This is a genomic window from Nocardia sp. CA-128927 (assembly GCF_050955855.1).
Lineage (GTDB): Bacteria > Actinomycetota > Actinomycetes > Mycobacteriales > Mycobacteriaceae > Nocardia.
Map to the genome: position 1 here is coordinate 4220969 of NZ_CP192087.1, position 24358 is coordinate 4245326.

The window sequence follows — 24358 nt, forward strand, 5'->3', positions numbered from 1 at the left end:
CTGCTGCGTCGCGGACTGTTTCGGCTTACTGTCGATCGGTGGGCCTAGCGGTCGGGCTGATCGGCATCACCCTGCTCTTCGGATCAGGGTTGATCTGGACGGCCTACCTCGTCCGCGCGGGCAACCTGGACGCGCAGGCGCTAGCCGAGAAAGTGGCGGTGCCGCAGCCGAGTTCGGCATTGGACTGGCCGGAGCTCCATGTGCAAGCCGTGGTTGCGCAACCCGACCAGGAGTCACTCGTGCTGTTGCACGTCGACTGGCCCGCGTTCCCGCAGCGGAACGCGACCCTGCTGGTCTCACTGAACGAGGACGACCCACGATCGTTGCTGGTGCTGTCGCGGTGGTGCGCCTGCCAGGCCTCGGTCTCACCGACCCGACGCTACGGCGCAACGATGGAACTTCGCCGCCGCCAAAGCCTGCAACGAGTTTCGGGCGTCCTCCTCGCAGAACACCCCGCGCCCGGCTACGGCATGTAGAACGTAGCGAAACCGGGTGTGACCGTCCCGCTGCTCGGCGAACTGGCCATGCTCCCCGCCGATCGATCGAAGACACAATCGACGCGTCACCCCACGCCCGGGCTCACCGTACCCAGCTATGTCCAAGTGGTTGCAGGCGACTTCTGTTTGTACGCAAAGCGATTCGCTGGGAAATGCTCGACATGTCGGCACCCGGCGGTACCTTCACGTCCATGACGTCAACGACAAGGTTCCTCGCCGTCGCGGTACTCAACCGCATCGACAACCGTCTTGCCATCTGGCACGTCGATGTCGGCTCAGGTACGGGACTGTCCAGGTTGCCGGGCGCCTGGGTGCTGGACATCGAACAAACAGAGGAGATCGGCGTCCTGCTCAACGGGTACCACACCGTCAATTGCGTTACCGGGCTGGAACTTCCGAAAGGCGTGACCACCGCTGGTCCGCTCGACATCGACGCAATGGTCGCCAGCGTACGAGCCGAGATCGACTCTGCCGATGCTCTTTTCACCCAGCACGTCGCGGGCACGCCGAAGTACAAACAACCGGTCCGGCCCAACTGGCCGGAAGTGGTGTACCCGGCGAATACTCTCGCGCTGACCCAGCAAACCGAAGCGGTGATCCGGCCGGTGTTGGCCACCGCACACAGTCTGAAAGACTTGGCTGTCACCTGGTTCGAGTTCGAGCGACTGCGTGTGGCCCGACCGTTCCTCATCGAACACACTGGACCCGACCTCCGCCCTCTCCCGCTAGTCGTCGAATAGCCTGGAAACCAACCCGGAATTTGTCAAGTCAAGTGAGACAGTGCTGATCAGTTGATTTGGGGTTGGGGTGTGGGTTCGTTGATGTAGAAGATGGCCGGTATTTTCGGTGGGGTGGGTCGGCGGCCGAAGCGGGCGGGGTTGGCGTGGTAGGCGGCGGTCAGGGTGATCTGGCGGGCCTCGTCGATCGCGTCGGCGGTGCCGAAGTGCACTGATGCGGGGGTGTGCCAGCCGATACCGGAGTGGCGGTGGATGTGGTTGTACTCGTTGAAGAATCCTTCCAGGAACAACCGCGCATCCGCCAGGGAGGCAAAGGACTTCGGGAAATCATGAAGATATTTGAGGGTCTTGAACTGCGCCTCACTGAAGGGGTTGTCATTGGATACCCGTGGCCTGGAATGGGATCGGGTGACACCGAGGTTGGTGAGCAGCTCCGAGACCAGCCCCGATGTCATCGACGGGCCGCGGTCGGCGTGGACGGTGTGCGGGATGGCGCCGTTGCGTGCGATGGCCTCGTCGATGAATTCTTGTGCCAGTTCAGCGCTTTCGTGGTGGGAAACGATCCAGGACGGGTTGTAGCGGGAGTAGATGTCGATGAGCACATACAGGTGGAACCAGACACCCTTGGCAGGGCCGCGTAGTTTGGTGATATCCCAGGTCCACACTTGTGACGGGCCGTCGGCGAGGAGTTCGGGTTTCACCTTCGCCGCATGGGTGGCCTGTCGTCGCCGTTCCCGGTTCTGACCGGCGCCCGCGGCGATGCGATACATGCTCGACATCGAGCACCAATAGTTACCCTCGTCGAGTTCCCGCGCCCAGATCTGGCATATCGCCAGGTCGGCGTAGGGCGCTGAGTTGATCACCGTGAGCACATGGGCGCGTTCGGTGGCGGTGAGCCCTTGACCGTTACCCGGGACCGCCCGCGCGGGTTTGGGCCCCTGGATCGGTGGGCGCTGATGGCGGTAGTGGGTGGCTCGTGCCCGCCCGATCAGCGTGCAGGCCCGGCGGATAGGGACCTCGACGGCCCGTAGGTCGCCGTAGGCGTCGGTCATGGCTTGGTCGGTCGCGGCGCTGTGCCCGTGCTCTCGGAGATGGATTCCAAAAGCACATGCAGTTTTCCCATGATCTCGAGCGCGGCCTCCGTCTGCTTCAATTGCTTTGCCAGACGGGCATTCTCACGCGTCAAACGTTGGTTCTCCCGACACCCGGCCGTGTCCACGGCCTGGGATGCGACCGCTTCACTGGATCGCCGGGCAGCGTGCTGGGCGGCGCCGGAAAGCTTCGCGGCGCGGGCCTGGGTCCACTCGGCGATCTGGGATTGGTAGAGACCCTCACGGCGCAGGACCGCGGACTTCTGCCCGTGCGGGGCGTCACGGTACTCCTCGATGATCTTGTCGCGGTACTGGGCGGTGAAGGTCCGCCGCGTCGGCTTCGGCGCCGGATCAACCGGCCCACCACCTCGGGCCGCGGGGTTCGGGCTACTCATGGGGATTGCTGCTCCAGTCATGCCCTCAAACAGTGAACTCAGGGAAGTCCGAGTGTCTCACCACAGCCTGACAGAGAGGGACCGGTCGCTCGTTCACGGCGATCAATGTTGTGACAGCACAGTCGATCCCGTGCGAGCATCCGGGCATCTTCTGGGTGTAATAGACGGATTAACAGGCGCGATCAAGTCCGCAATGGCTGAAAATACTGGGGGGTCGCCAAATGCTCATCGAAGAATCTGCCGGTCTCACGCTCACCGGTGAGTTCAAGGAAGCGCTGTCCCGCCTCGAACGCGGCGAGAACCTCTTCCTCACAGGCAAAGCTGGTACAGGCAAGTCCACGCTCATCCGTCGGTTCCTCTCGACAACGAACCGGAATGTCGTCGTCGCCGCACCCACGGGTATCGCCGCACTCAATGTCGAGGGCTACACGATCCACCGGCTGTTCTCGTTCCGATCGACGACCACCCTCGAGGAGGTCAAGTGGGGCAGATACTTTCCGAGCAAATTCGCCACCACTCTTCGGAACCTCGACACGCTGATAATCGACGAGGCATCGATGGTGCGCGCAGACCTGTTCGACTGCCTTGCCGCTGCGCTGGAACGTTTCGGGCCCAGGCCGGGAACCCACTTCGGTGGGGTTCAACTGGTGCTGGTCGGCGATCTGTTCCAGCTGCCGCCCGTGGTAACCGAGGCCGAAACAGAGTACTTCGGCACGCGGTACACCTCGCCATACTTCTTCTCCGCCGACGCCTACGACCGCAGGCACTTCCCGATGACCGAGCTCACCACCGTATTCCGGCAGATCGGCGATTCGCGACTCGTCGACATCCTGAATGCTGTGCGTGTCGGTGCACTGCTGGAAGGCGCTCGCGCAGAACTGAATTCGCGAACCGATACGGCGTTCCGGCCGCCCGTCGACGAGTACTGGCTGACACTGACCACCACCAATCGGATCGCGAAAGCCCGCAATCGGGAGATGCTCGAGCAACTCCCCGGCACTGAATCGCGCCATCGAGCCACGACGACCGGAGACGTGGACGGGTTCGATGCGCCGACCGAGGACGATCTGCTGTACAAGGTCGGGGCGCAGGTCATGCTCCTGACCAACGACCCGAGCGATCGATGGGTGAACGGAACCATCGGGCGGATCATCGGACACCGCGTCGACCGCGGCGATCCGGTCGTCACTGTCGAACTTCCCGCAGGCGAAGCTGCTGAGGTGCGCCCGTACACGTGGGAGGTCACCCGTCCAGTCTTCGAGGGTGGGACGCTCCGCCACCAAGTGGTCGGGACCTATACCCAATTGCCGTTCCGCCTCGCGTGGGCCATCACGATCCACAAGAGTCAGGGCCAGACGCTGGATCGCCTCGTAGTCGACCTCAGCGGAGGGACTTTCGCCGACGGGCAACTGTACGTCGCACTCAGCCGGTGCACATCGATGAATGGACTCGTACTACGGCGCGAGGTGCAACCCCGAGACCTCAAAGTCGACCAACGCATCCGCCGTTTCCTACAGTCGGACAGGCCCGAGACGGTCACGCGGGGGAACGCGTACCTGGGTATCTGCACCGTGGGCGACGAAGGACGCGCCTGGAAGCCACGGCCGGTGGAGATCGCCGTGGTGACCGACGATGGCACCGAGATCACCACGCTGATCAACCCCGGCCGCGATCTCGGTGACGCCCGCAGCGCCTACGGCATCACCGCAAGCGATGTCCAACTTGCCCCCTTGCTGACTGAAGCCTGGGCTGCACTGGCACCTCACCTGGCGGGCAGAACTCCAGTCGGCATCGACATCGACCAACACCTCGGCTACCTCGATTACGAGCTCAAGCGCAACGGCTATGTCGCGCCCATGCCCGTCGGCACTGAGCTCGACAATGCGATGCTGTCACCGGCAGAGCGGGAGCAACTCAACGCTTCACATGCTCTCGTCCGGGCCCGCGCCGTGCGAGAGATCTCGATGCGCCGATCCACGACACACACGCACGCCGACATCTTTCCCCCAGGAGAGGCTCGAACCGGATATCTACTCGAGCGAGGCCACGAGCCGAGCTGTTACAAGGCGATCGGAGCCGCCACCTCCTCTTCAACACTCGAACAGGTTCTGGCGGGGTATCTGCGCACCAAAGCCCAGCAGCTCCACTTGGACGACCGAACCGTGGCGCTGCTCCGGCAACTCGAGGACCAGCTCGGGCACGCCATCCTTGATTCCGACGTCGATGTCACTCAGCAGGACATCAACGAGGTTCTAATCGTCGGCGCTCGAATTTGCTTCACCGGCACGGTCATCGACGGCAAAGGCAACGAGTGGTCGCGGGGTGAGATGGAAGACCTCACCACAACTCGCGGACTCGTGCCCGTGCGGACCGTGACCAAAACCAAGTGCGACGCCCTGGTTGTTGCCGAGGCCGGGTCACAATCCGGCAAGGCCAAGACTGCGATCAGGTTCGGCAAGCCGATCTTCACCGCAAACCAGTTCCTCGCCTGGGCCGGCCGGCCCGAATGCTGATGAAACCGAACATGGGCCAGTATGCGGCTTGGTCAGGACACGAAGGCGACGGACGTGACGACGACGTCGGCGTTGCTGAGGTACCACCCGTTCCATGGGTCGGCGACGTTCACCTGGATCCCGTGGCCGGTCGCCGGACCGCCGGTGATCAGCCATAGACCGTTGCCGTATCCGGTTGCGGTGCTGACACTTCCATCCGACCAGGCGAACTCGGCCACCGAATTCGTGCCGGGCGCACTCCACGGGATGGTCGCGGTGAACCGACCGGAGTCGATGCCAGGGAGGAGGGAGCTCGCGCATTCGTGCACGGCGGCTTCACGCCAGATGGACTGTCCCGCACTGCCGGTGCCGGGAATGAACCGCCCGGTCATCACGCTGCCCTGGTGGCAGCCGTCGCTTTGCGGTTCCGCATGCACCTGGGGCGAACTCAGGATCGGGACCGCGCACATCACCGCAACCAGCACACTTCGACGAATCGGCACGGCACCACCTCCTGCGATGGGAGTAGCCAGCCGACTCGGCCAGGCAGGAATGGGCTCGCCGCGCGAAGTACCACTGGCTCGATGAGCAGTTTAGCGGCGGTACCGGACACTTTGGTCGGTTAAGGTGCTCCTTCTCTAAGAGGAGTGGAGTTTATGAAGACCTGGCGCGATCTGGACCCTGCCACGCGGAAGGCGCTGCTGCGTGGCGAGCCCGCCGTCGATCCCGAGACCGATCGGATCGCGAGTGCTCATGCGGAGAAGGCGCTGAAGCACTTTCAGCTCCGGATGGGCTTGGTCGCTATACCCGGCGGTTTGGTCATCGGTTCGCTGCTGGGAACTCTCAACGTGCTGGCTGGCCTGCCATTCATCGTGTTGGTGCCAGTGATCATCTTGATGGTGGTCGGATTCGGCTATGTCACGATCCGTCGCAAGCTTGCGCTGATCCGGCTACTGAACATCAGCCGCGGGATGCCTAGGGAGCTGGTTACGCCGGGCTCGTCCGAGAAAGTGGAGATCAGGCTGACCTCTCTGGGCATCATGCGGATGACGGCGCCCTACCTGTTCATCGTCGCTGTCCTACTCATTGTGGGCGTTGTATGGACGAATCCATGGTTGATCGGGACAGCGGTCGTCGTGAGTGTCCCGGTCATCGGATACATCGGTTACCTGCTGCTGGCGTGGTCGCTACCAGGTCACCCGGTGGTCGTCCTCGACGCGGAAGGCGTGCACATACCGAAAACTGGTCTACGGGTCGGCTGGGAATCCTTCCACGAGATCAGAGTCGTTCCGCTACGAGCAACGGCGCGAGACACCAGACAGGTAATCGCCTTCATGCTGCACGACGACGAGCTTTATCTACGCCAACTCCCGGGCTGGCAGGCATTCATGGGCAGAATGAACAGGAAGACCTACCTGTCACCCCTGGTGATCGTGGATGCCACCGTCGACAAGCCAGTCGCCGAGATCGCCGCAAAAGCCGCCGCCCTCTCAACCGTCCCCGTATCCACACTGCCGCAAGGTGTTCGACAATGAAGGCGTCCTTTCGCCTCACAGCCCCGCGACTGCGAGACCGATGGTGATCGGCAACCACCAGATCTGCTCGAGGATCTGGGCATTTCCTGGTGACAGGTGCAGGACCAGTGCGTTGAGGAGTAGCGAGGCGGCGAGGCCGACCAGGCAGGCTGCTGTTATGAACAAGCCGCCGGTGGCGCGACTGAGCCTCGGGCGCAAGCCTTTTCGCCGGAGCACCCGCCAGGTGGCGACCACGGTGGTCAGGCCGGTCGCGATCGCGAGTATCACGTAGGTGAGGGCGAATACCGCGGCGGGGACGTCGTCGGCGGTGAATGTATTCAGCGTCTTGGATTGCCGTGCGTCGCCGGTGATCCAGCATACGACGAAGATCGCCGCCGCCACCGACCATGCCAGACCGACGTAGCGACCGGGATGTCGTGAGCCGGTAAGGATTTTGAGCGCGACAGCGGCAAAAGCGCTGAAGGACAGCGTGGCCAGCAGAACGGAGACGAGCAGGGCGATCGCGCTTCCGGTGACATCGATCGAGATGCCGTTGAGTCCTTCGACGACCGGCTGTACGGCCAGGACGTAGGCGCCGCTGAGCGCGCCGAACGCCATTGTGAACAGCCGTGATTCAGGGATGTCCCGCCACCAGCGCAGCCGGTACACCGCCACGGCCCCCATTGCCGCGGCTGCCCACACTGCGGGTTCGTAAATCATCTGGGTGAGTCTAGGGATGGTGACGGGATAAAGATCGTTCAATTCTCGGCGGCCGGTCAACTCGGTTCGGTGTCGAGTCGATGGTCAGGGGGTGGGGGTTCGGAGGGCACGGCGGGCGGCGATCGAACCGAAGGTTTCGCGGTCGGCGAGGAAACCTTCCAGGGCGAAGGTCGCGGCGCCGAGGCTGGCGGGGTTGTGGGGGAGGGTTGAAAGTTGCAGTGTCACTGCGTCGAAGGGGTCGGTCATCGCGTGGTGGGCGGCTACGCGGCGGGTCACGTCCAAGAGTGGTGCGCCGAGGTGGTCCGCGACGAGATCGCCGAAGACGATGGTTCTCGGGTTGAACAGGTTCACCAGGTTGGCGACCGCAACGCCCAGGTAATGGCCGGTCTTGTCGATGACTTCCAGCGCGGCGGTCTCACCACGCTCGGCGGCCTCGGCGATGGCCGCGATGGTGACGGCATCGTCGGTGTCGAACAAAGGGCTCGATGGTGCGAGTTCGCGCAGGGTGCGCACGATGCCGGGCGCGCTCACATACGCCTCGACGCAACCCATTCGCCCGCAACGGCATTCGCGTCCGTCGAGCACCAGATTGGTGTGCCCCCATTCGCCCGCGCTGTTGGTGACGCCGCGATAGAGCATGCCGTCGACGACCACACCGATGCCGACACCGGCGCGGAGCGTGACGACGATCAGATCGTCCACGTCCCGGCCCGCGCCGAACCAAAGATGCGCCGCGGTACTGGCTTTGAGCGGATTATCGAGATAGAGCGGGTAGGAGAGGTGCTGCTCGAGCAGTTGTGAGAGCGGCACGTCGTGCCAATGCCAGTACGGCGAGAACACCGAGACGCCGCCGACGGGTTCGACCAGCCCAGGCACGCTCAGCCCGACGCCGAGCACCTTGTCGGCATCGTCGGCAGTGAGCTCGCCGATGCCGCGGGTGATGAGCGCGACGACATCGTCGGGTTCGGTGGCCGCCGGATCGACGGGGATCTCGACCGATCGCTGCACCGTCATGGCCAGGTCGAAAAGGTCGAAGTGGATAGCGGTTTCGGCGATATCGACCCCGACCAGCATGCCGCGCTCGGGATTGATCGCGAGCTGGGCGCGCGGTCGGCCGATGCCCGGCGCGTCGTAGCCGAGTTCGGCCAGCACGCCCACGTCGAGCAGCTCGGAAATCATGTTGCCGACCGTGGCGAACGACAGGCCGGTCGCCCTGGCGATCTCCTGCCTGCTGATGTGGCCGACGGCGGCATACACCGCCTGTAGCACGCCGAACCTGTTGCGGCGCCGGATGTCGCGCGCGGTCAGCTGGTACACGGGTCGGGCCTCCTCCTCCGCTGGTGGTCGCCAACATACCCAACGACTTCGACCAACAGTATTTACAACAGTTAGTGGAAGTCTTACTGTAACCGGCATCACTACACGACGCGAGTATGCGTCAGATCACCGAGGAGTGCCCATGTCCTGGACCCATCGACGACGTTGGACCAGTGCCGTTCTGTGCGGGGTGTCGCTGGCGCTGGCCGCGACCGCCTGCTCATCGGGCAAGGAGTCCGACTCAGCCGCCAGTGGCCCACAGCACCAGACGGGCGCGGTCAGCCTGGTCTACGCCCAGAAACAGGGCGACCAGGAGTACTTCATCGGCGAGGCCGAGGGCGCCAAGGCGAAGGCCAAGGAACTGGGCATCGATCTGAAGGTCGTGAACCTGGGCAACGACGCGAACAAGGCGGTCACCGAGGTCAACAACGCGATCAACCAGAAGGCCAGCGGCGTGATCGTCGTGGTGCCGGATCCCTCGGTCGGTCCGCAGGTCGCCCAGCTCACCAAGACCGGCGGCGTCGCACTGCTCACCTCGGACGACCAGGTCTGTACCACCGGCCCGGATCCGTCGAAATGCGCCAAGGACCAACTGGTTCCGCGGGTCGGCTTCAGCGGCACCCAGATGGGCACCGAGGTCGGCCGCCGGGCGGGCGAGGACTTCAAGAAGGCGGGCTGGAAGCCGGAGGAGACCGCGATCGTCGACGCCTGGAAACAGGATGTGACGGTCTGCACCGACCGGGTCGAGGCCAACAAGAAGGCCTTCCGCGCGGCGGCCGGGGTGGACGTCAAGGTGATCGACGTCGGCACCGACAACACCCCCTCCGATGCCCAGAACAAGATCTCCGCGACGGTCGCAGGCAACCGCTCGGTCAAGAACTGGATCGTCATGGGCTGCAACGACGAGAACGTCAGCGGTGGCGTCGCCGCCATCCAGAACTCCGGCTACGCCGCCGACAATGTGCTCGGTGTCGGCCTCGGCGCCTACCTGGCCTGCAAGGAGTGGCGCGGCGGCAAGCCGACCGGGTTCAAGGCGGCGCTGTTCATCAACGGCAAGGATGTCGGCGCGCTCGCGGTGCAGACGATCTACGACTACCTGAAGAACGGCAAGGCCATGCCCGCCGAGGCCTTCGCGCCGACCACAATGGTCGACTCCAGCAGCTGGCAGCAGGCGGGCGTCACATGCAGCTGACCGGCCTGCGCGCCACCGGCCTCAGCAAGAGTTTCGCCGGGGTGCCCGCCCTGCGCGACGTGAGCCTGGACTTCCCCGCCGGCGCGGTGACCGCGTTGATGGGGGAGAACGGCGCGGGCAAATCCACCCTGATCCGGATCCTGGGCGGCGATCACCGCCCGGACAGCGGTCGGCTCGAGCTCGACGGGGTCGTGCTCGAACCGGCCACCCCGGCCGACGCGCGGGCAGCCGGGATCCGGGTGATCGGCCAGGAGCCGGAGATCGTGCCGCATGTCTCGGTCACCGAGAACGTCTACCTCGGGGCACTGCCGCGCCGGGCGGGCCGCCTGCTCGACCGCGCGGCGTTGCACGAGCGGATGCGCACCGACCTGGCCCGGCTCGGCTTCGACCGTGACCTCGACCCGGCCACCCTCGGTTCGAAACTGACTGCCGCACAACGGCAGCTGGTCGAGATCATGCGGGCGCTGACCACCGAGGCCAAGGTGATCGCCTTCGACGAGCCGACCTCCTCGCTGTCCGACCACGAAACCGAATCGCTGTTCGCGCTGATCGGCCGGTTGCGTGCGCGTGGGTTGGCGGTGATCTACGTATCGCACCGGATGCGGGAGATCTTCCAGCTCGCCGACCAGGTCGCGGTATTGCGGGACGGTGCGCTGGTCGGCGTGCGCGCGACCGCGGAGACCAGCGATCAGGAGATCGTCCGCATGATGGTCGGCCGCGACCTGTCCACGCTGTTCGCCCGCGGACCGAGCACGCCGGGTCGGGTCCTGCTCGACGTCGACGCGGTCACCACCGACGACGTACGAGATGTGAGCCTCCAGGTGCGCGCCGGTGAAGTGGTCGCGCTGGCCGGATTGGTCGGTGCGGGCCGGTCCGAGTTGGCGGGTGCGCTGGCCGGTGATCTGCCGATTCGCTCCGGCGTGGTGCGGGTGGACGGCAAGCAGCTGCGGTTGCGTCAGCCACGAGACGCGGTGCGGGCGGGCATCGGCTACGCGCCGGAGGAACGCAAAGCCCAAGCCCTGCTGCTGCATCGCGGTGTGCGCGACAACATTTCGCTGGCCATGCTCGACCACCTGCGGCGGTTTCGATTCGTCAGGGCGGGCGAGGAGCGGCGGCTCGCCCAGCACTACGTGGAATCGCTGCGGGTGTGCACGCCCTCGATCGAGCAGGAGGTGCGCAAACTCTCCGGCGGCAACCAGCAGAAGGTGGTGCTGGCCCGCTGGCTGGCCCGCAAACCCAAGGTGCTGATCCTGGACGAGCCGACCCGCGGTGTCGACGTCGGCGCGAAGGCCGAGATCTACCGAATCATCGAGGAATTGGCCGAAGCCGGGGTCGCCGTGCTGGTGATCTCCTCGGAACTACCCGAAGTACTCGGCCTGGCCGACCGGATCGTCGTCATGCAGCACGGGCGCGTCACCGGCGAACTCGACCGCAGTGCGGCCAGCGAGGAGGCCATTCTCGCGCTGGCCATGGCCGAAGACCTGACGCATATCTCTCAAGGAAACCGATGACCGAGCAACAACTTGAACTGCCGCCGGTGCCGGCCTCCGCCACACCTGTTCCTCCGCTGACCCGCTATACAGCCGCGCTCACTCCTCGCCGATTACTGCACGCGATCGGCCCCGGAAACCTCAGCCTGATCGGGGCGCTCGTAGTCATCGTCGCGATCTTCGGCTCGCTCAACGACGGCTACCTAGATCCGGCGAACCTGGCCGGAATCGGTGACGCGGTCACGGTATTCGGCTTGCTGGCCGTCGTGCAGACCGTGGTGATCATCTGTGGTGCGCTCGATATCTCGGTCGGCTCGCAAGCGGGCGTCGCCTCGGTGCTCAGCGCGATGGCGTTTACCGCGACCTCCGGCAACGCACTGCTCGGCATCCTCGCCGCGATCGGCATCGGGGTGGTGCTCGGCCTGGTGAACGGGCTGATCATCGTCTACGGCCGGGTGAACCCGGTGATCGCGACGCTGGCCACGTTGGCGGCGTACAAGGGCCTGGCCCAACTGATTTCGGGCGGCAAGGCGCAGGGCTTCGTGCTGGACAACGACCTGTTCATCTTCCTGGCCCGAGGCAAGATCATCGGGCTGCCGGTGCCGGTGATCATCCTCGCGATTGTCGCGCTGGCCGTGCATGTGCTGCTGAAGTACACCGATATCGGCCGCAACATCTACGCCATCGGCGGCAATGACACCGCCGCACGGCTTTCCGGTATCAACATCAACAAGTACCTGATCGCGGTGTTCGTGCTCGCCGGTGTGGTGGCCGCGATCGCGGGCATCATCCTGACCGCGCGGACCGGATCGGGTCAGCCGGTGTCGGGCAGTGAAGGTCTCGAGCTGAAGGCGATCACCGCGGCGGCGCTCGGCGGGTGCGCGCTCAAGGGCGGTAAGGGGACGGTCGGCGGCACGCTGTTGGCGGTCGTGCTGCTCGGGGCGCTGGACAACGGACTGAATGTTGTTGGCGTCAACACGTTCTGGCAGAACGTCGCACAGGGATCGCTGCTTGTCGCCGCAGTGGTGATTCAGCAGCGGCGCAGTGGTGAACGTGCGGTCGGGTTGCCGACCTAGCCATGGCCTGCGGACAACACGGTCACCGGCATCGCCGGGGCCGACCGACATTTCAGGAGCGAACCATGATCACGTTGCGTGCGCGTCCGTGCGCTCCGCCACCGGGGCGGTTGTGCGAAAGTCCGGTGTGGGACAGCCGGACCGATGAGCTGGTGTGGGTGGACATCCGCGGCGGACACATCCATCGGGCGGCATTGGACCGAGCGACGCTCGACCTCACCGTTCGATCGACCGTCAGCATGCCGCCGCCGGTCAGTGCGGTCGTGCCGTGCGCATCCGGTGGATTGCTTGCCACCGCGGGCGACACCATCTCTCGGATCGACGCCGACGGCACCACCACGCGGCTCGCGGCAATACCGTTGCCGGACGACGGGATTCGGCGGCGCCTCAACGATGCGAAGGCCGATCCGCACGGCCGTCTGTTCGCGGGCACCATGTCCGAAGACGGCATTCAGGGCAGTGCCGCCCTCTACCGGCTCGACCCCGACGGTGCGCTCAACACCCTGCGCGACGGGGTCACCATCTCCAATGGCATCGACTGGAGTCCCGACGGCACCGTCCTCTACTACGTGGACAGCCCGACGAAGAAGGTCGAGGCCTTCGAATACGACATCACCACCGGCACTTTCGGCGAGGGGCGACCATTCGCGCGATTCGCGGACGGCGAACCCGACGGGCTGACCGTCGACGGCGAGGGCTGGGTGTGGGTAGCGGTCTGGGGCGCGGGACAGGTGCACGCCTTCGACCCCATCGGGCAGCGGCGGGCGATCATCGAAGTCGGTCCATCGCAAGTCTCCAGCTGTGTGTTCGCCGGGCCGGACCTGGACGTCCTGGTGATCACTACCGCCGCAGAGGGAAAGGCCGCCGACGAGCCCGATGCCGGGCGCCTGTTCGCTTGCGTCCCCGGCGCCGTCGGCCTGCCTGGAACTCCTTACGCCGATGCGGGATTGGTGCGCACCGATGGCCGATAATCTCTTGCAGCTGGAAACGCCGGTCATCGCGATCCTGCGCGCACCGACCGCCGCCCGGTTCGCCGAAGTCACCGCCGTCCTGCACGAATCCGGCATCACCGCGGTCGAATTCACGCTCACCACCGACGGCGCGTTGGACGCGCTCCGCGACTGCGCGGGATTCGCCCACCCGATCGGCGTCGGCACGGTCCTGACGGCGGAGGACGTGGACCGCGCGGTCGATGCCGGAGCCGCTTACCTGATTACCCCGATCGTCAGCGACGAGGTCATCGACCAGGCCTGCCGACTGAGCATCCCGGTGATCTCAGGTGCTTTCACCCCCACCGAGATTCACCACGCCTGGACGGCGGGCAGCACCATGATCAAGGTCTTCCCCGCCTCCGTCGGTGGACCCGAATACCTGAGAGCGATCCGGGCCCCGCTGCCCGACATCCCGTTGGTGCCCACCGGCGGCGTAGCCCTCGCCGATGCCAGGGCCTACCTGGACGCGGGCGCTACTGCCCTCGGGATCGGCTCCCCGCTCATCGGCGATGCCTGCACCGGCGGCGATCTGGACGCACTACGGGAACGGGTTGCGGTGCTGCGCGAGGAGCTGTCCCGGCGGTCGGTCCCGGCGAACGGATTGTCATGAGGGGCAAGCTGGTAACGCTCGGCGAAGCGATGGGAGTCGTAGGGGCGATCGGGCCGGGGCCATTGGCTCCGGGTGCGGCGATGCGGATGGATTTCGCGGGTGCCGAGGCGACCGTTGCCATCGGGGTCAGCAGGTTGGGGCACGAGAGCGCGTGGATCGGCAGCGTCGGTGACGACGCGGTCGGCACGATGGTGCTGGATCGACTGCGCGCCGAGCGCGTCGACGTATCTCGATGCCGGATCGATCCGGACCTGCCGAGCGGTTTGATGGTGCGGGAACGACGTACCGCAGACCGGATCCGGGTCACCTACTACCGGCGAGGACTTGCCGGTTCCCGGCTGTCTGTGGCCGAGGTCGACAAAGAACAGATCGCCATGGCGGGTGTCCTACACCTGACCGGAATCACCCCGGCGCTGAGCTCGTCCGCACGCGACGCGGTGCACGCCGCGCTGGACGCGGCGGTCGACGCGGGCGTGACGGTGTCGCTGGACATCAACTATCGCAGTGCGCTGTGGCCCCGCGTGGAAGCCGCGGCGGAACTGGCGAAACTCGTGTCGCGATCCGACATCGTGTTCGCCGGACTCGACGAGGCGGCGCTGCTGGTGCCCACCGCGAGCGCGGCGGCAATGGCGGAATCCCTTGCGGCCCTCGGCCCGTCGCAGGTCGTGCTGAAGCTCGGCGCGGAGGGCGCGCTCGCGCTGCACTGCGGCAGGTTGCTCAGGGAACCGGCGGTTCCGGTGACCATGGTGGATCCGGTGGGGGCCGGTGATGCGTTCGTCGCCGGATACCTGGCAGGCGTCCTCGACGGCGGCCCGGTCCGGCACAACCTGAGGCTGGCAGCCACCTGCGGCGCATTCGCGGTATCCGTACCCGGCGACTGGGCCGGTCTGCCGTTCCGGCACGAACTCGACCTGCTCGCCGGCGCAGACATTCAACGATGACCACGAAGGGAATTCCATTGAGTCGTCTGGCAGACCGAGTCGTGGTCGTCACCGGTGCCGCATCGGGCATCGGTGCCGCCACGGCGCAGCGCCTCGCCGCCGAGGGAGCCTCGGTCGTCATCGCCGATATCGCCGAAGCCGGGGGAGCGGACGTCGCCGCGAAGATTCGCGCGGCGGGTCATCGCGCCGAATTCGTCCGGTGCGATGTCTCGCGCGAGGAGTCATGGGTGCAGCTGCGGGACCGGGTCAACGACTTGTTCGGTCCACTGGACGCGTTGTGCAGCAACGCATCCAAACAGGCCACCATCCCCGCACACGAGCTGACCCGTCCGCAGTGGGACGAAGGGCTGGCGATCAACCTGACGCCGCTGTTCCTCGGCGTGCGCACCTTCATCGACGATCTGCGCGCCCGCACCGGCAACGTGGTCGCCATATCCAGCGTGCACGCGCAGTTCGGGCTGCCCGGGTACCCGGTTTACGCGGCTGCAAAGGGCGGGTTGACCGCCTTGGTTCGACAACTCGCCGTCGAATACGGCCCCGCCCGTGTGCGATTCAACGCCATCCTGCCCGGCCCTGTTCTCACCCCGGTCTGGGACGACGTCGACGAGGAAGGCAGACGACTGTCCGCACGAGCCACCGCCCTCGACCGATTAGGCGCCCCGGAGGAGGTCGCCGCCGCGGTCGCCTTCCTCGCCTCCGATGACGCCTCGTTCATCACCGGAGCCAACCTCGTCGTCGACGGCGGCTGGAGCGTACGAAAGGAATCACGGTGAAGATCACCGCACTGACCACCTACCTGGTCGCGCCGCGCTGGTGCTTCCTGCGCGTCGACACCGACGAGGGCATCACCGGCTGGGGCGAACCGGTGATCGAGGGCCGCGCGCACACCGTCGCCGCCGCCGTCGACGAAATGGCCGACTACCTCGTCGGCAAGGATCCGATGAGTATCGAGGCGCACTGGCAGGTGCTCACCAAGGGCGGCTTCTATCGCGGCGGACCGATCCTGTCGAGCGCGGTTGCCGGTATCGACCAAGCACTCTGGGACATCACCGGCAAGGCCCTCGGCGTCCCGGTCTGGCAGCTGCTCGGCGGCGCGGTCCGCGATCGGATCCGGGTGTACAGCTGGATCGGCGGTGACCGCCCCGACGACGTCGCCCAAGCCGCGCTCGAACGAAAGCAGCAGGGCTTCACCGCGATCAAGATGAACGGATCGGCCGAACTCGAAGCGATCGACAGCCCGCGCGCCACCACCGACATCGTCGACCGCGTCGCCGCCGTGCGCGAAGCGACCGGCGACGACTTCGATATCGCCGTCGACTTCCACGGCCGCCTCTCCGTCGCGATGGCGCGACGGGTACTGCCGCTGCTCGAGCCGTACCTGCCCTTCTTCGTCGAAGAGCCGCTGGTGCCCGAGGTCAGCGACCGGATCGGCGAGATCACCCGCGCGACAAGCATTCCCATCGCCACCGGCGAACGGTTGTACTCCCGATGGGACTTCCGCACCGTGCTCGACCAAGGCGTCGCCGTGATCCAACCGGACCTCTCGCATGCGGGCGGCATCTCCGAGGTCCGCCGGATCGCCGCCCTCGCCGAGAGCCGCGACGTCGCCCTCGCGCCGCACTGCCCGCTCGGACCCATCGCGCTGGCGGCCAGCCTGCAAGTCGGCTTCGCCACCCCCAACCTGCTCATCCAGGAACAAAGCCTCGGCATCCACTACAACACCGGATCCGACCTACTCGACTACCTCGTAGACCCCGCCGTATTCGCTTACCGCGACGGCTATGTCGACCTGCTGCACGCCCCCGGGCTCGGGATCGAAATCGATGAGAAAGCGGTCGTGCGCGCCGCCGAGCTGGGCCATCGATGGCGCAACCCGGTCTGGCACCGCAAGGACGGTTCCTTCGCCGAATGGTGAATCACGGGGCAAACGCACTCTATGAACTGGCGATCACCCCGACCTCACGCCCTCGGAAAAGCCGCCCTCCGGCGTAACGTTTGCGATGCTCAGCGATCCACCGTCGGCGATAAGGACGCATTCCGTAGAACAAGCCTTCGGGTGAACGGAGGAAACCATCGAGACCCGCGATATACCAACACAATTGGGGACGCTCCACGTCCAGATCGCGGGCGCGGGCGACCCGATCCTGCTATGGCCGAGCCTGTTGATGGACCACTCGCTGTGGCAAGCCCAGGTCGCGCATTTCGCCCCGCGATTCACCACCATCGCGATCGACCCACCCGGCCACGGCGCGAGCAGCCCGCTCACCCGAACCTTCACCTTCGACGAATGCGCCTTATGTATCGCGCAGCCCCTCGACGCGTTCGGCTTCGACCGAGCCCCCATCGTCGGCAATTCCTGGGGCGCGATGGTCGGCGCCACCTTCGCCGCCCGTTACCCCGACCGCGTGTCCAGCGCCGTGCTGATGAACGGCACGGCCTCGCCCGCACCACGACGCCAACGCCTCGAATACGCGGCTCTGCTGGCGATCGCCCGGATACTGCGCGGCATCCGTCCACCACTCACCCGATCCGTCGTCGCCGCCTTCCTCGGACCGACCTCGCGCCGAACCCGACCCGATGTAGTCGAGGCGATGCTGCGCGTCGCGCGCGCCAACGACGTTGCCTCGGTATCTGCGGCGATCCGCAGCGTCGTCTCGCTGCGACCGGATCAGCGCCAACTGCTCACTGAAATCCGCACGCCAACCCTCGTAGTCGCCGGCCGAGAGGACGCGACTTTCCCACCGGCCGAGGTCGAAGAGATGGCCCGTTGTATCCCCGGAGCCGAGTTCGTCCTACTCGAAGGCGCGGCCCATCTCGTCGCCCTGGAAGTACCGGACACCGTCAACACGATGATCGACGACTTCCTGACCCGGCACGCCGCGACAACGTGAGCGCAGAGTCCACTCCTCGGGATGGATGAGTGATCAGGCTCACGATCAGGCACCGATGCCTGGCATCAAAACGCCCCTGAACAGCACTTTCAGCCGAGATAGCAGCTGGATCGCCAGTAAAACCCGGTGAAGTTTGTCGGTACCGCCCGGTTTACTGATGCGCGCCCGATGAGTTCGAGCACCCGAGTCCGTCTCATCCATTGTGGCGCCGGGACCTCGGACCTCTAGGCCACGCACTTGCTGTCAACATCTATGCCGGAGGTAACCCGATGTCCGCCAAAACAGCCGCTCCCGCGACGGGAGGACGGACACCGCTCGTAATCCGGGTATTGGTACTCGCGACCTTCGTGGTGATCCTGAACGAGACCATCATGATCAACGCGATCCCCCGCCTGATGGAGGATCTCGACGTCACCGAGCGGGCGGCGCAGTGGGTCTCCACCGCGTTCATGCTCACCATGGCGGCCATCATTCCCACCACCGGCTGGTTCCTGCAACGGGTTTCGACCAGGCAGGCCTACGCCACGGCGATGGGTGTCTTCCTGGCCGGTACCGCGCTGTCGGCCGTCGCGCCGACCTTCGAGGTGCTGTTGCTCGGCCGGATCATTCAGGCCGGCGGCACCGCGGTGATGATGCCGCTGCTGATGACCACGCTGATGACCGTCGTACCCGAGCAGGATCGCGGTCGAGTGATGGGCAACGTCACCCTGGCCATTTCGGTGGCCCCCGCGATGGGACCGGTGATTTCCGGGTTGGTGCTGCAGGTCGGTTCGTGGCGTTGGCTTTTCGTGCTGGTGCTGCCGATCACCGGTGTGGTCGCCTGGCTGGGCCTGCGTCAGCTGGAGAACGTCGGTGAGCCGCAGACCGGTGCGATCGACTGGGCCAGCGTGTTCTTGGCCGCACTCGGCTTCGGTGGACTGGTGTTCGGGCTCAGCCGATTCGAGGCCGACAACCTCACCAGCCCGGCCCTGATCGTCGCCGCCGGTGTCGCACTCATCGCCGCGTTCGTGTTCCGTCAGCTGAGCCTGCAGCGCTCCGGCAGTCCGCTGCTGGACCTGCGGGTCCTGTTGGCAGGCACCTACACCAAGGCGCTGGTGCTGATGTCGGTCGCGTTCATGGCCATGCTCGGCTCGATGATCCTGCTGCCGCTGTACCTGCAGAACCTGCGTGGCCTGAGCCCGCTGGCCACCGGCCTGCTGGTGATGCCGGGCGGGTTGGCGATGGGTCTGCTCGGACCGACCATCGGGCGGCTGTTCGACCGGTTCGGCGGACGACTGCTGGTGATCCCGGGCTCGATCGGCATCGCCGCGTCGCTGTTCGGATTCACCCAGATCTCGATGAGCATGCCGTACTGGCAGCTGCTGGCACTGCACATCCTGCTGATGGTGTCGCTGGCCCTGACCTTCACCCCGGTCTTCACCCTCGGCCTCGGTGCGCTGTCGCATGACCTGTACTCACACGGCAGCTCGATGCTCGGCACCCTGCAGCAGGTCGCCGCGGCCTTCGGTACCGCCCTGGTGGTGACCGTGATGTCGGCCCGAAGCACCTCGCTCGTCGAGGACGGCGTCGATGCGATCACCGCTCACCTGGACGGTATGCGGCTGGCCTTCTTGGTATCCGCCGTCGTGGCAATTGTCGTGATCGTCATGGCGGTGCTGCTGCCGAACCGGGCAGCCGACCACGTGGCCGCCGATGAGTCCGAGGCCGCGGCACCCGAATTGATCAAGGGCTGAACGTAGTTCGACCACGAAGACCCCCGGCTGCCTGCGCATGCCGGGGGTTTCGTCGTTCTCGGTTTCCCCACCGCGTCTCGGATGACGCACCCCCGCAACCTCTTTCCCCAGTTCGACTGGGGTTTCACCAAAGCGACATACCGGGCCTAACCTCCGAAGATCGGGATTTGTCCATCCCTTTGGAGGAGCCCTCATGCCCCATATCTTCCGCCGTGCCAAGGCTTGTCGCGTTATCGCTGTAGCCGCCGCTCTGCCTCTCGCTCTATCCCTCGCGCTGGCCGGGACCACGCACGCCGACCCAGGCGCGCCACCCGAGCGACAACTGGCCGACTCGGTCCAGGCGCCCAACATCAAGCGGCACCTGCAGGAGTTCCAGAAGATCGCCGACGCCAACGGCCACACCCGCGCCTCCGGCACAGCAGGCTTCGACAAGTCCAGCGACTACGTGGCCGGAAAGCTGCGCGGCGCGGGATACCAGGTGACGGTGCAGAAGTTCGACTTCCCGTTCTTCCGGGAGAAGTCGACCGCGGCCATGGAGCAGGTCTCACCCGACGCCAAGGTCTACAAGCCGACCGCGCCGGGCAGCAGCGAACTCGGTGACTTCGCGACCCTGACCTATTCGGGTTCCGGGAACGCGCAGGGCACAGTCCAGGCCGTCGATCTGGTCTTGCCGCCCACGCCGGAACCGAGCTCGACCTCCGGCTGCGAGGCGCAGGACTTCGCGGGCTTCACCGCGGGCAATATCGCCCTGCTGCAGCGCGGCACCTGCACCTTCGCCGACAAGGCCCGAAACGCGCAGACGGCTGGTGCCTCGGGCGTGATCATCTTCAACGAGGGTCAGCCCGGCCGTACCGACACCTTCACCGGAACCCTTGGCGGGCCCGGCATCACGGTGCCGGTGGTCGGCGTGAGCTTCGCCCTCGGCGTCGACCTCGCCTCCCCGGCGAACACGGTGGTCCGGCTGAAGACCGACACCGAGAGCACGACCCGCAAGACCAACAACATCATCGCGGAGACCAAGCGCGGCAACGCGGACAAGGTCGTGATGGCGGGGGCGCACCTCGACTCCGTGCTGGCCGGTCCGGGTATCAACGACAACGGCTCCGGCAGTGCCGGACTGCTCGAGGTCGCGTTGCAGCTGGCCAAGTTGCCGCCGAAGAACAAGGTCCGGTTCGCCTGGTGGGGTGCCGAGGAGCTCGGCCTGCTCGGCTCCGATCACTACGTGGCGAACCTGCCCGAGGCGGACCGCAACAAGATCGCGCTCTATGCCAACTACGACATGATCGGTTCGCCGAACTTCTCGTACATGATCTATGACGGCAGCGCGGGACCGGCCGGGTCTGTCGATATCGAGAAGAACCTGGCTCGCTACTTCGACTTCCTCCGCCTCCCGCACGTCCCGGCAACCCTCGACGGGCGCTCGGACTACGGCCCGTTCATGGCGGTCGGGATCCCGGTCGGTGGTCTGTTCACCGGCGCGGAGGGCATCAAGACACCCGAGGAACAGAAGATGTTCGGCGGCGAAGCGGGCAAGCCCTATGACGCCTGCTACCACGGTGCCTGCGACACGACCAAGAACATCAACGACAAGGCATTGGCCGTGAACACCGGCGCCATCGCCTACTCCGTCGCGACCTTCGCCTTCAGCGACAACCCGCCCAGCCGCACCCCGGCTGCGAAGTCTGCTCCCCAGCAGCGCGGAAAGACCGAGACCCACCACGGCGGACTCGCCATGTAGGTCTGAAATCGAATACGGCAGAACGCAACCCGGCGGGCCAGCACCGCCGGGTTGCGCTCTGCCGCGCACCGTCCAGCTAGCCTCGAGATCGGGCACTTTCGACGGCAATGGAGGTTCAGGACTATGCAGGCATCGCAGGATCCGGTTTCCACCGAGCTCGCGGCGGCCGATGCGGTGGCGATGCGGGAGCAGATGGCGGAGTTGGTCAGTGGAAAATCCGGGGCGGCAATGGTTTTCGGCGAACCGATCACGGCCGACGGCATCACCGTCGTCCCCGTTGCGCGCGCGGGTATCGGATTCGGTGGTGCGGATGGTGTTTTGGGCGGCGGCATTGATGCGCGCCCGCTCGGCTATATCGAAATCAGTCACGGTGTTGCGCGTTATCGCCCGATCCGGGATGCCTGGGGCCAGGTTCTCGTGCCGCTGACCGCGTTGGCCGCCGGGCTCGCCGCACCGAGGCTGATCCGCGCGGTGATCAATCTCCGTCGTCGATGACACCTGTGCTCTGACCGACCTCGGAATCCTCCGGCCATACCTCGCGCGCACCGCAGTGTTGACACGGCATATAATGGTTGCCGCGGCGGTGGGGCTCGCCGCTCCGGACATCGGATTCGGAACAACCGCGGGCATCGCCGGCCAACAGTCCCTACCCCATCACCCCGCTCTCGGGCGGCCTTGGAGTAGGAGACAGCCGTGCCCATCGACCCGCAAGCATGCCTTTCCGTCGATCCCGACATCGATCTGCACATCCGTGGCCAGCGGCGCGAGCTCACAGGCGGGCACGGCGCGGTGCTCGCCGTCATTGCGTTGGGTGGCGCGCTCGGGGCTTTGGCCCGCTACGGCCTGCTCCTCGCCTGGCCCGTACCTGCGGGCGGATTCCCGTGGGCGGTATTCGCGATCAACGTTGCGGGGAGTTTCCTGCTCGGTGTGCTGATGGTCGTGATCACCGAGATCCGCCCGGTGCACCCGTTGGTCCGCCCGTTTCTCGGTGTCGGGGTGCTCGGTGGGTTCACCACCTTCTCCACCTATGCCGAAGACATTCGCGCGCTGCTCGACCCGGGCACCGTCCTCATCGCCGCTGTCTACCTGATCGCCACCTTGGTCGCGGCACTGGTCGCCACCACCGTTGCCCTGCTGCTCACCCGGGCCGCAGCCCGGTTCGCCCGGGTGGAGGTGGCGTCATGAACGCGCTGCTGGTGATCGTGGGTGCGGCCCTCGGTGCACCCTCGCGCTACCTGCTCGACCGGGCTGTCCAGGTGCGCCATGACAGCCGTTTCCCTTGGGGCACACTGGCCGTCAACGTAGTCGGTTGCCTCGTGCTGGGCGGACTGACCGGTGCGGGCCTGTCGGCGCCGTGGATGTTGTTGGCGGGCACCGGATTCTGCGGTGCGTTCACCACGTACAGCACCTTCAGCTACGAGACCGTCCGCCTCGCCGAGCAAGGCAGCTACCGGTACGCGATCCTCAATGTCGTAGTGGGTATCGGCGGGGGTCTGGCCGCAGCCGTCATCGGCTACTCCGTTGCCCATGGCCTCCATGGATAAGGCGCCCACAGGAAAGCCGATTCCCGATGTTAGGGCGGCGATTCGCTACCGGGCGATAGCGTAAGGATCTGTCAATGTCGTTGGGGTGTGGGCGATCTCCAACGCTGTCTCGGGGAACATCGCACCTGCGACGTAGAACCGGGCGCGGGTGCGTCCGACCGGTGCCAGGATCTGCCTACGTACGAGTTCGCGTAGATCGCGTTGTGCCTGTTGCAGATTCAGTCCCTCGTTCTGTTCATAGCGGGAGCGACGTACCCGACCCGACATCGCTACATCGTGCATCGCGGCAATGAGCCGCTCGTCCAGGCTGTTTCCTCTTGCGAAATCGGCCAGCACCTCCCACACCCGACCGGAACGCATGAACCTCGCGTGGACAGTCTGCGCCTGCTGGTGATAGGCGATCAGATTGAACCGGATCCATTCCGAGACATCCTGATTTGGTCGATACTCGCTACCACACCGTCCCAATACCTGGTAGTACTCCCAGGTATTGCCAGGGCGTCCCAGCCACGCCTCGATCGAGGAGAACTCTGGGGCCAGCACGCCTTCCCGCGCAATCATCAATGTTTGGAGCGAGCGTGACATACGGCCATTGCCGTCAGCCCATGGATGGATTGATACCAGATGCAGGTGCGCCATCGCGGCGCGAACTAAGGGATGCGATCCCTTTTCGATATCGAGCCAATCCACCAACTCCTCCATTAGCGCCGGCACGGCTGTGGCCGCCGGTGCGGTGTATGCGGCAATGCTCGGATCGCGTACATCGGTCACATATACGGGTCCGCGTCGCCATTGTCCGGCTGGTCGGCGCGCAGCGTGCCTGTGTCCCTGCAACATCCAGTGCAATGCGTTGAGGAGGCCCTTGCTGTAGGAGAAGTCTTCGGCATCGTGCAAGGTCTGGATATACGTCAGCATTTGCTCATAGGCCAATGTCTCCGCACGGTTTTCCTCGGAGACATCGACATCGCGCTCGCCGACTATCAGATCCTCTACATCGACGGTGGCGACTTTGAACCCCTCGATGGAGTTGGACGCCGCCACCGCGTCTGCGGTCAGGAACTTCCGCAGCCCACCGGTCCACCCGGTGGGTGCGCCCTGTAGCTGGTGACGCAGCATATCGCGCATGAGGTCCACTTCGGACAGCACGCGTTCGTCAGCGTCGCTCAATGGGGGAGTTGGGAACAGCACGCGTCAACAATATAGTGACGTAATCATTACGTCAAGCATCTGAAAGTCGGGCGAGTCCGACGATCACCCGGTATCGGTGCTCCGCCGGAATTCTGTCGGTGGTAAATAAGCGTGGCTTACAGATTTGTTCAGTCTGTCTTGATTAGTAAATGTCGTTGGGACATTGTTGGCAAGAGTTGGTAAGAATGCGTCCCATGATA

General features: G+C 65.4%; 24 protein-coding genes. 18 read left to right on the forward strand and 6 right to left on the reverse strand.

The window, feature by feature from the left end; translation table 11 throughout:
* Nucleotides 1–38 precede the first annotated feature (38 nt).
* Both ACQPW1_RS19990 and ACQPW1_RS19995 read left to right on the forward strand, forming a co-directional pair.
* On the forward strand, nt 39–476 hold the full coding sequence (locus ACQPW1_RS19990) for a hypothetical protein (protein ID WP_433664201.1): 438 nt from the start codon (nt 39–41) through the stop codon (nt 474–476).
* Between the two features lie 212 nt (nt 477–688).
* The gene (locus tag ACQPW1_RS19995; RefSeq protein WP_433664202.1) at nt 689–1237 is read left to right on the forward strand and encodes a hypothetical protein; all 549 of its coding nucleotides are present in this window, start codon (nt 689–691) and stop codon (nt 1235–1237) included.
* 47 nt (nt 1238–1284) lie between these two features.
* On the opposite strand, the gene ACQPW1_RS20000 is transcribed toward ACQPW1_RS19995, so the two are convergent.
* Both ACQPW1_RS20000 and ACQPW1_RS20005 read right to left on the reverse strand, forming a co-directional pair.
* Nucleotides 1285–2286, reverse strand: a complete 1002-nt coding sequence (locus ACQPW1_RS20000; RefSeq protein ID WP_433654083.1) for a transposase — start codon at nt 2284–2286, stop codon at nt 1285–1287.
* Entirely contained in the window at nt 2283–2720 is a 438-nt protein-coding gene (locus ACQPW1_RS20005; protein ID WP_433654082.1) for a hypothetical protein, read from the reverse strand. The genes ACQPW1_RS20000 and ACQPW1_RS20005 overlap by 4 nt, the downstream gene beginning before the upstream one ends.
* 221 nt (nt 2721–2941) lie before the next feature.
* Here ACQPW1_RS20005 and ACQPW1_RS20010 point away from each other — a divergent pair, with 221 nt between their 5' ends.
* Nucleotides 2942–5233, forward strand: coding sequence for an AAA family ATPase (locus ACQPW1_RS20010; protein ID WP_433664203.1), 2292 nt, complete (start codon nt 2942–2944; stop codon nt 5231–5233).
* A 32-nt stretch (nt 5234–5265) separates the two neighbouring features.
* On the opposite strand, the gene ACQPW1_RS20015 is transcribed toward ACQPW1_RS20010, so the two are convergent.
* On the reverse strand, nt 5266–5715 hold the full coding sequence (locus tag ACQPW1_RS20015; protein WP_433664204.1) for a hypothetical protein: 450 nt from the start codon (nt 5713–5715) through the stop codon (nt 5266–5268).
* Nucleotides 5716–5868: 153 nt separating this feature from the next.
* On the opposite strand from ACQPW1_RS20015, the gene ACQPW1_RS20020 reads away from it, so the two are divergent.
* The gene (locus tag ACQPW1_RS20020) at nt 5869–6747 is read left to right on the forward strand and encodes a hypothetical protein (protein ID WP_433664205.1); all 879 of its coding nucleotides are present in this window, start codon (nt 5869–5871) and stop codon (nt 6745–6747) included.
* Nucleotides 6748–6762: 15 nt separating this feature from the next.
* Here the strand turns inward: ACQPW1_RS20020 and ACQPW1_RS20025 are convergent, their stop codons facing one another.
* Together ACQPW1_RS20025 and ACQPW1_RS20030 are read right to left on the reverse strand one after the other, a co-directional pair.
* Nucleotides 6763–7446, reverse strand: coding sequence for a hypothetical protein (locus tag ACQPW1_RS20025; protein WP_433664206.1), 684 nt, complete (start codon nt 7444–7446; stop codon nt 6763–6765).
* Nucleotides 7447–7530: 84 nt separating this feature from the next.
* A complete protein-coding gene (locus tag ACQPW1_RS20030; RefSeq protein ID WP_433664207.1) occupies nt 7531–8763 on the reverse strand; it encodes an ROK family transcriptional regulator in 1233 nt (410 codons plus the stop codon).
* A gap of 142 nt (nt 8764–8905) precedes the next feature.
* Between ACQPW1_RS20030 and ACQPW1_RS20035 the strand changes: the two genes are divergently transcribed.
* The 14 genes from ACQPW1_RS20035 to crcB all read left to right on the forward strand — a co-directional run bounded on the left by ACQPW1_RS20035 (nt 8906) and on the right by crcB (nt 22970).
* Complete coding sequence (locus tag ACQPW1_RS20035) at nt 8906–9955, forward strand: substrate-binding domain-containing protein (protein ID WP_433664208.1); 1050 nt, start codon at nt 8906–8908, stop codon at nt 9953–9955.
* Nucleotides 9946–11466: a sugar ABC transporter ATP-binding protein gene (locus tag ACQPW1_RS20040; RefSeq protein WP_433664209.1), complete on the forward strand. Its 1521-nt coding sequence runs from the start codon at nt 9946–9948 to the stop codon at nt 11464–11466. Before ACQPW1_RS20035 ends, ACQPW1_RS20040 begins: the two co-directional genes overlap by 10 nt.
* Nucleotides 11463–12521, forward strand: coding sequence for an ABC transporter permease (locus ACQPW1_RS20045; protein ID WP_433664210.1), 1059 nt, complete (start codon nt 11463–11465; stop codon nt 12519–12521). The genes ACQPW1_RS20040 and ACQPW1_RS20045 overlap by 4 nt, the downstream gene beginning before the upstream one ends.
* 65 nt (nt 12522–12586) lie before the next feature.
* Nucleotides 12587–13492, forward strand: coding sequence for an SMP-30/gluconolactonase/LRE family protein (locus ACQPW1_RS20050; RefSeq protein WP_433664211.1), 906 nt, complete (start codon nt 12587–12589; stop codon nt 13490–13492).
* The gene (locus ACQPW1_RS20055; RefSeq protein WP_433664212.1) at nt 13482–14123 is read left to right on the forward strand and encodes a bifunctional 4-hydroxy-2-oxoglutarate aldolase/2-dehydro-3-deoxy-phosphogluconate aldolase; all 642 of its coding nucleotides are present in this window, start codon (nt 13482–13484) and stop codon (nt 14121–14123) included. Before ACQPW1_RS20050 ends, ACQPW1_RS20055 begins: the two co-directional genes overlap by 11 nt.
* Complete coding sequence (locus ACQPW1_RS20060) at nt 14120–15064, forward strand: sugar kinase (RefSeq protein WP_433664213.1); 945 nt, start codon at nt 14120–14122, stop codon at nt 15062–15064. Before ACQPW1_RS20055 ends, ACQPW1_RS20060 begins: the two co-directional genes overlap by 4 nt.
* Nucleotides 15061–15837 (forward strand): SDR family NAD(P)-dependent oxidoreductase, encoded by a 777-nt coding sequence (locus ACQPW1_RS20065; RefSeq protein ID WP_433664214.1) that lies wholly within the window; start codon nt 15061–15063, stop codon nt 15835–15837. The genes ACQPW1_RS20060 and ACQPW1_RS20065 overlap by 4 nt, the downstream gene beginning before the upstream one ends.
* Nucleotides 15834–16979, forward strand: a complete 1146-nt coding sequence (dgoD, locus tag ACQPW1_RS20070) for a galactonate dehydratase (RefSeq protein WP_433664215.1) — start codon at nt 15834–15836, stop codon at nt 16977–16979. Before ACQPW1_RS20065 ends, dgoD begins: the two co-directional genes overlap by 4 nt.
* A gap of 172 nt (nt 16980–17151) precedes the next feature.
* The gene (locus tag ACQPW1_RS20075; protein WP_433665291.1) at nt 17152–17955 is read left to right on the forward strand and encodes an alpha/beta fold hydrolase; all 804 of its coding nucleotides are present in this window, start codon (nt 17152–17154) and stop codon (nt 17953–17955) included.
* Between the two features lie 269 nt (nt 17956–18224).
* Complete coding sequence (locus ACQPW1_RS20080) at nt 18225–19688, forward strand: MDR family MFS transporter (protein WP_433664216.1); 1464 nt, start codon at nt 18225–18227, stop codon at nt 19686–19688.
* A gap of 193 nt (nt 19689–19881) precedes the next feature.
* On the forward strand, nt 19882–21426 hold the full coding sequence (locus ACQPW1_RS20085) for a M28 family metallopeptidase (protein WP_433664217.1): 1545 nt from the start codon (nt 19882–19884) through the stop codon (nt 21424–21426).
* A gap of 123 nt (nt 21427–21549) precedes the next feature.
* A complete protein-coding gene (locus tag ACQPW1_RS20090) occupies nt 21550–21921 on the forward strand; it encodes a hypothetical protein (RefSeq protein WP_433664218.1) in 372 nt (123 codons plus the stop codon).
* A gap of 198 nt (nt 21922–22119) precedes the next feature.
* Nucleotides 22120–22611: a fluoride efflux transporter FluC gene (locus ACQPW1_RS20095; protein WP_433664219.1), complete on the forward strand. Its 492-nt coding sequence runs from the start codon at nt 22120–22122 to the stop codon at nt 22609–22611.
* Entirely contained in the window at nt 22608–22970 is a 363-nt protein-coding gene (gene crcB, locus ACQPW1_RS20100) for a fluoride efflux transporter CrcB (protein ID WP_433664220.1), read from the forward strand. The genes ACQPW1_RS20095 and crcB overlap by 4 nt, the downstream gene beginning before the upstream one ends.
* A gap of 45 nt (nt 22971–23015) precedes the next feature.
* Here the strand turns inward: crcB and ACQPW1_RS20105 are convergent, their stop codons facing one another.
* Nucleotides 23016–24158, reverse strand: a complete 1143-nt coding sequence (locus ACQPW1_RS20105) for a Fic family protein (RefSeq protein ID WP_433664221.1) — start codon at nt 24156–24158, stop codon at nt 23016–23018.
* Nucleotides 24159–24358: the final 200 nt, after the last annotated feature.

Coding starts and splice junctions, on each gene's coding strand:
- ACQPW1_RS19995 (WP_433664202.1), top strand. CDS start 689: ATGACGTCAACGACAAGGTTCCTCGCCGTCGCGGTACTCAACCGCATC.
- ACQPW1_RS20000 (WP_433654083.1), bottom strand. CDS start 2,286: ATGACCGACGCCTACGGCGACCTACGGGCCGTCGAGGTCCCTATCCGC.
- ACQPW1_RS20005 (WP_433654082.1), bottom strand. CDS start 2,720: ATGAGTAGCCCGAACCCCGCGGCCCGAGGTGGTGGGCCGGTTGATCCG.
- ACQPW1_RS20010 (WP_433664203.1), top strand. CDS start 2,942: ATGCTCATCGAAGAATCTGCCGGTCTCACGCTCACCGGTGAGTTCAAG.
- ACQPW1_RS20020 (WP_433664205.1), top strand. CDS start 5,869: ATGAAGACCTGGCGCGATCTGGACCCTGCCACGCGGAAGGCGCTGCTG.
- ACQPW1_RS20025 (WP_433664206.1), bottom strand. CDS start 7,446: ATGATTTACGAACCCGCAGTGTGGGCAGCCGCGGCAATGGGGGCCGTG.
- ACQPW1_RS20035 (WP_433664208.1), top strand. CDS start 8,906: ATGTCCTGGACCCATCGACGACGTTGGACCAGTGCCGTTCTGTGCGGG.
- ACQPW1_RS20040 (WP_433664209.1), top strand. CDS start 9,946: ATGCAGCTGACCGGCCTGCGCGCCACCGGCCTCAGCAAGAGTTTCGCC.
- ACQPW1_RS20045 (WP_433664210.1), top strand. CDS start 11,463: ATGACCGAGCAACAACTTGAACTGCCGCCGGTGCCGGCCTCCGCCACA.
- ACQPW1_RS20050 (WP_433664211.1), top strand. CDS start 12,587: ATGATCACGTTGCGTGCGCGTCCGTGCGCTCCGCCACCGGGGCGGTTG.
- ACQPW1_RS20055 (WP_433664212.1), top strand. CDS start 13,482: ATGGCCGATAATCTCTTGCAGCTGGAAACGCCGGTCATCGCGATCCTG.
- ACQPW1_RS20060 (WP_433664213.1), top strand. CDS start 14,120: ATGAGGGGCAAGCTGGTAACGCTCGGCGAAGCGATGGGAGTCGTAGGG.
- ACQPW1_RS20065 (WP_433664214.1), top strand. CDS start 15,061: ATGACCACGAAGGGAATTCCATTGAGTCGTCTGGCAGACCGAGTCGTG.
- ACQPW1_RS20080 (WP_433664216.1), top strand. CDS start 18,225: ATGTCCGCCAAAACAGCCGCTCCCGCGACGGGAGGACGGACACCGCTC.
- ACQPW1_RS20085 (WP_433664217.1), top strand. CDS start 19,882: ATGCCCCATATCTTCCGCCGTGCCAAGGCTTGTCGCGTTATCGCTGTA.
- ACQPW1_RS20090 (WP_433664218.1), top strand. CDS start 21,550: ATGCAGGCATCGCAGGATCCGGTTTCCACCGAGCTCGCGGCGGCCGAT.
- crcB (WP_433664220.1), top strand. CDS start 22,608: ATGAACGCGCTGCTGGTGATCGTGGGTGCGGCCCTCGGTGCACCCTCG.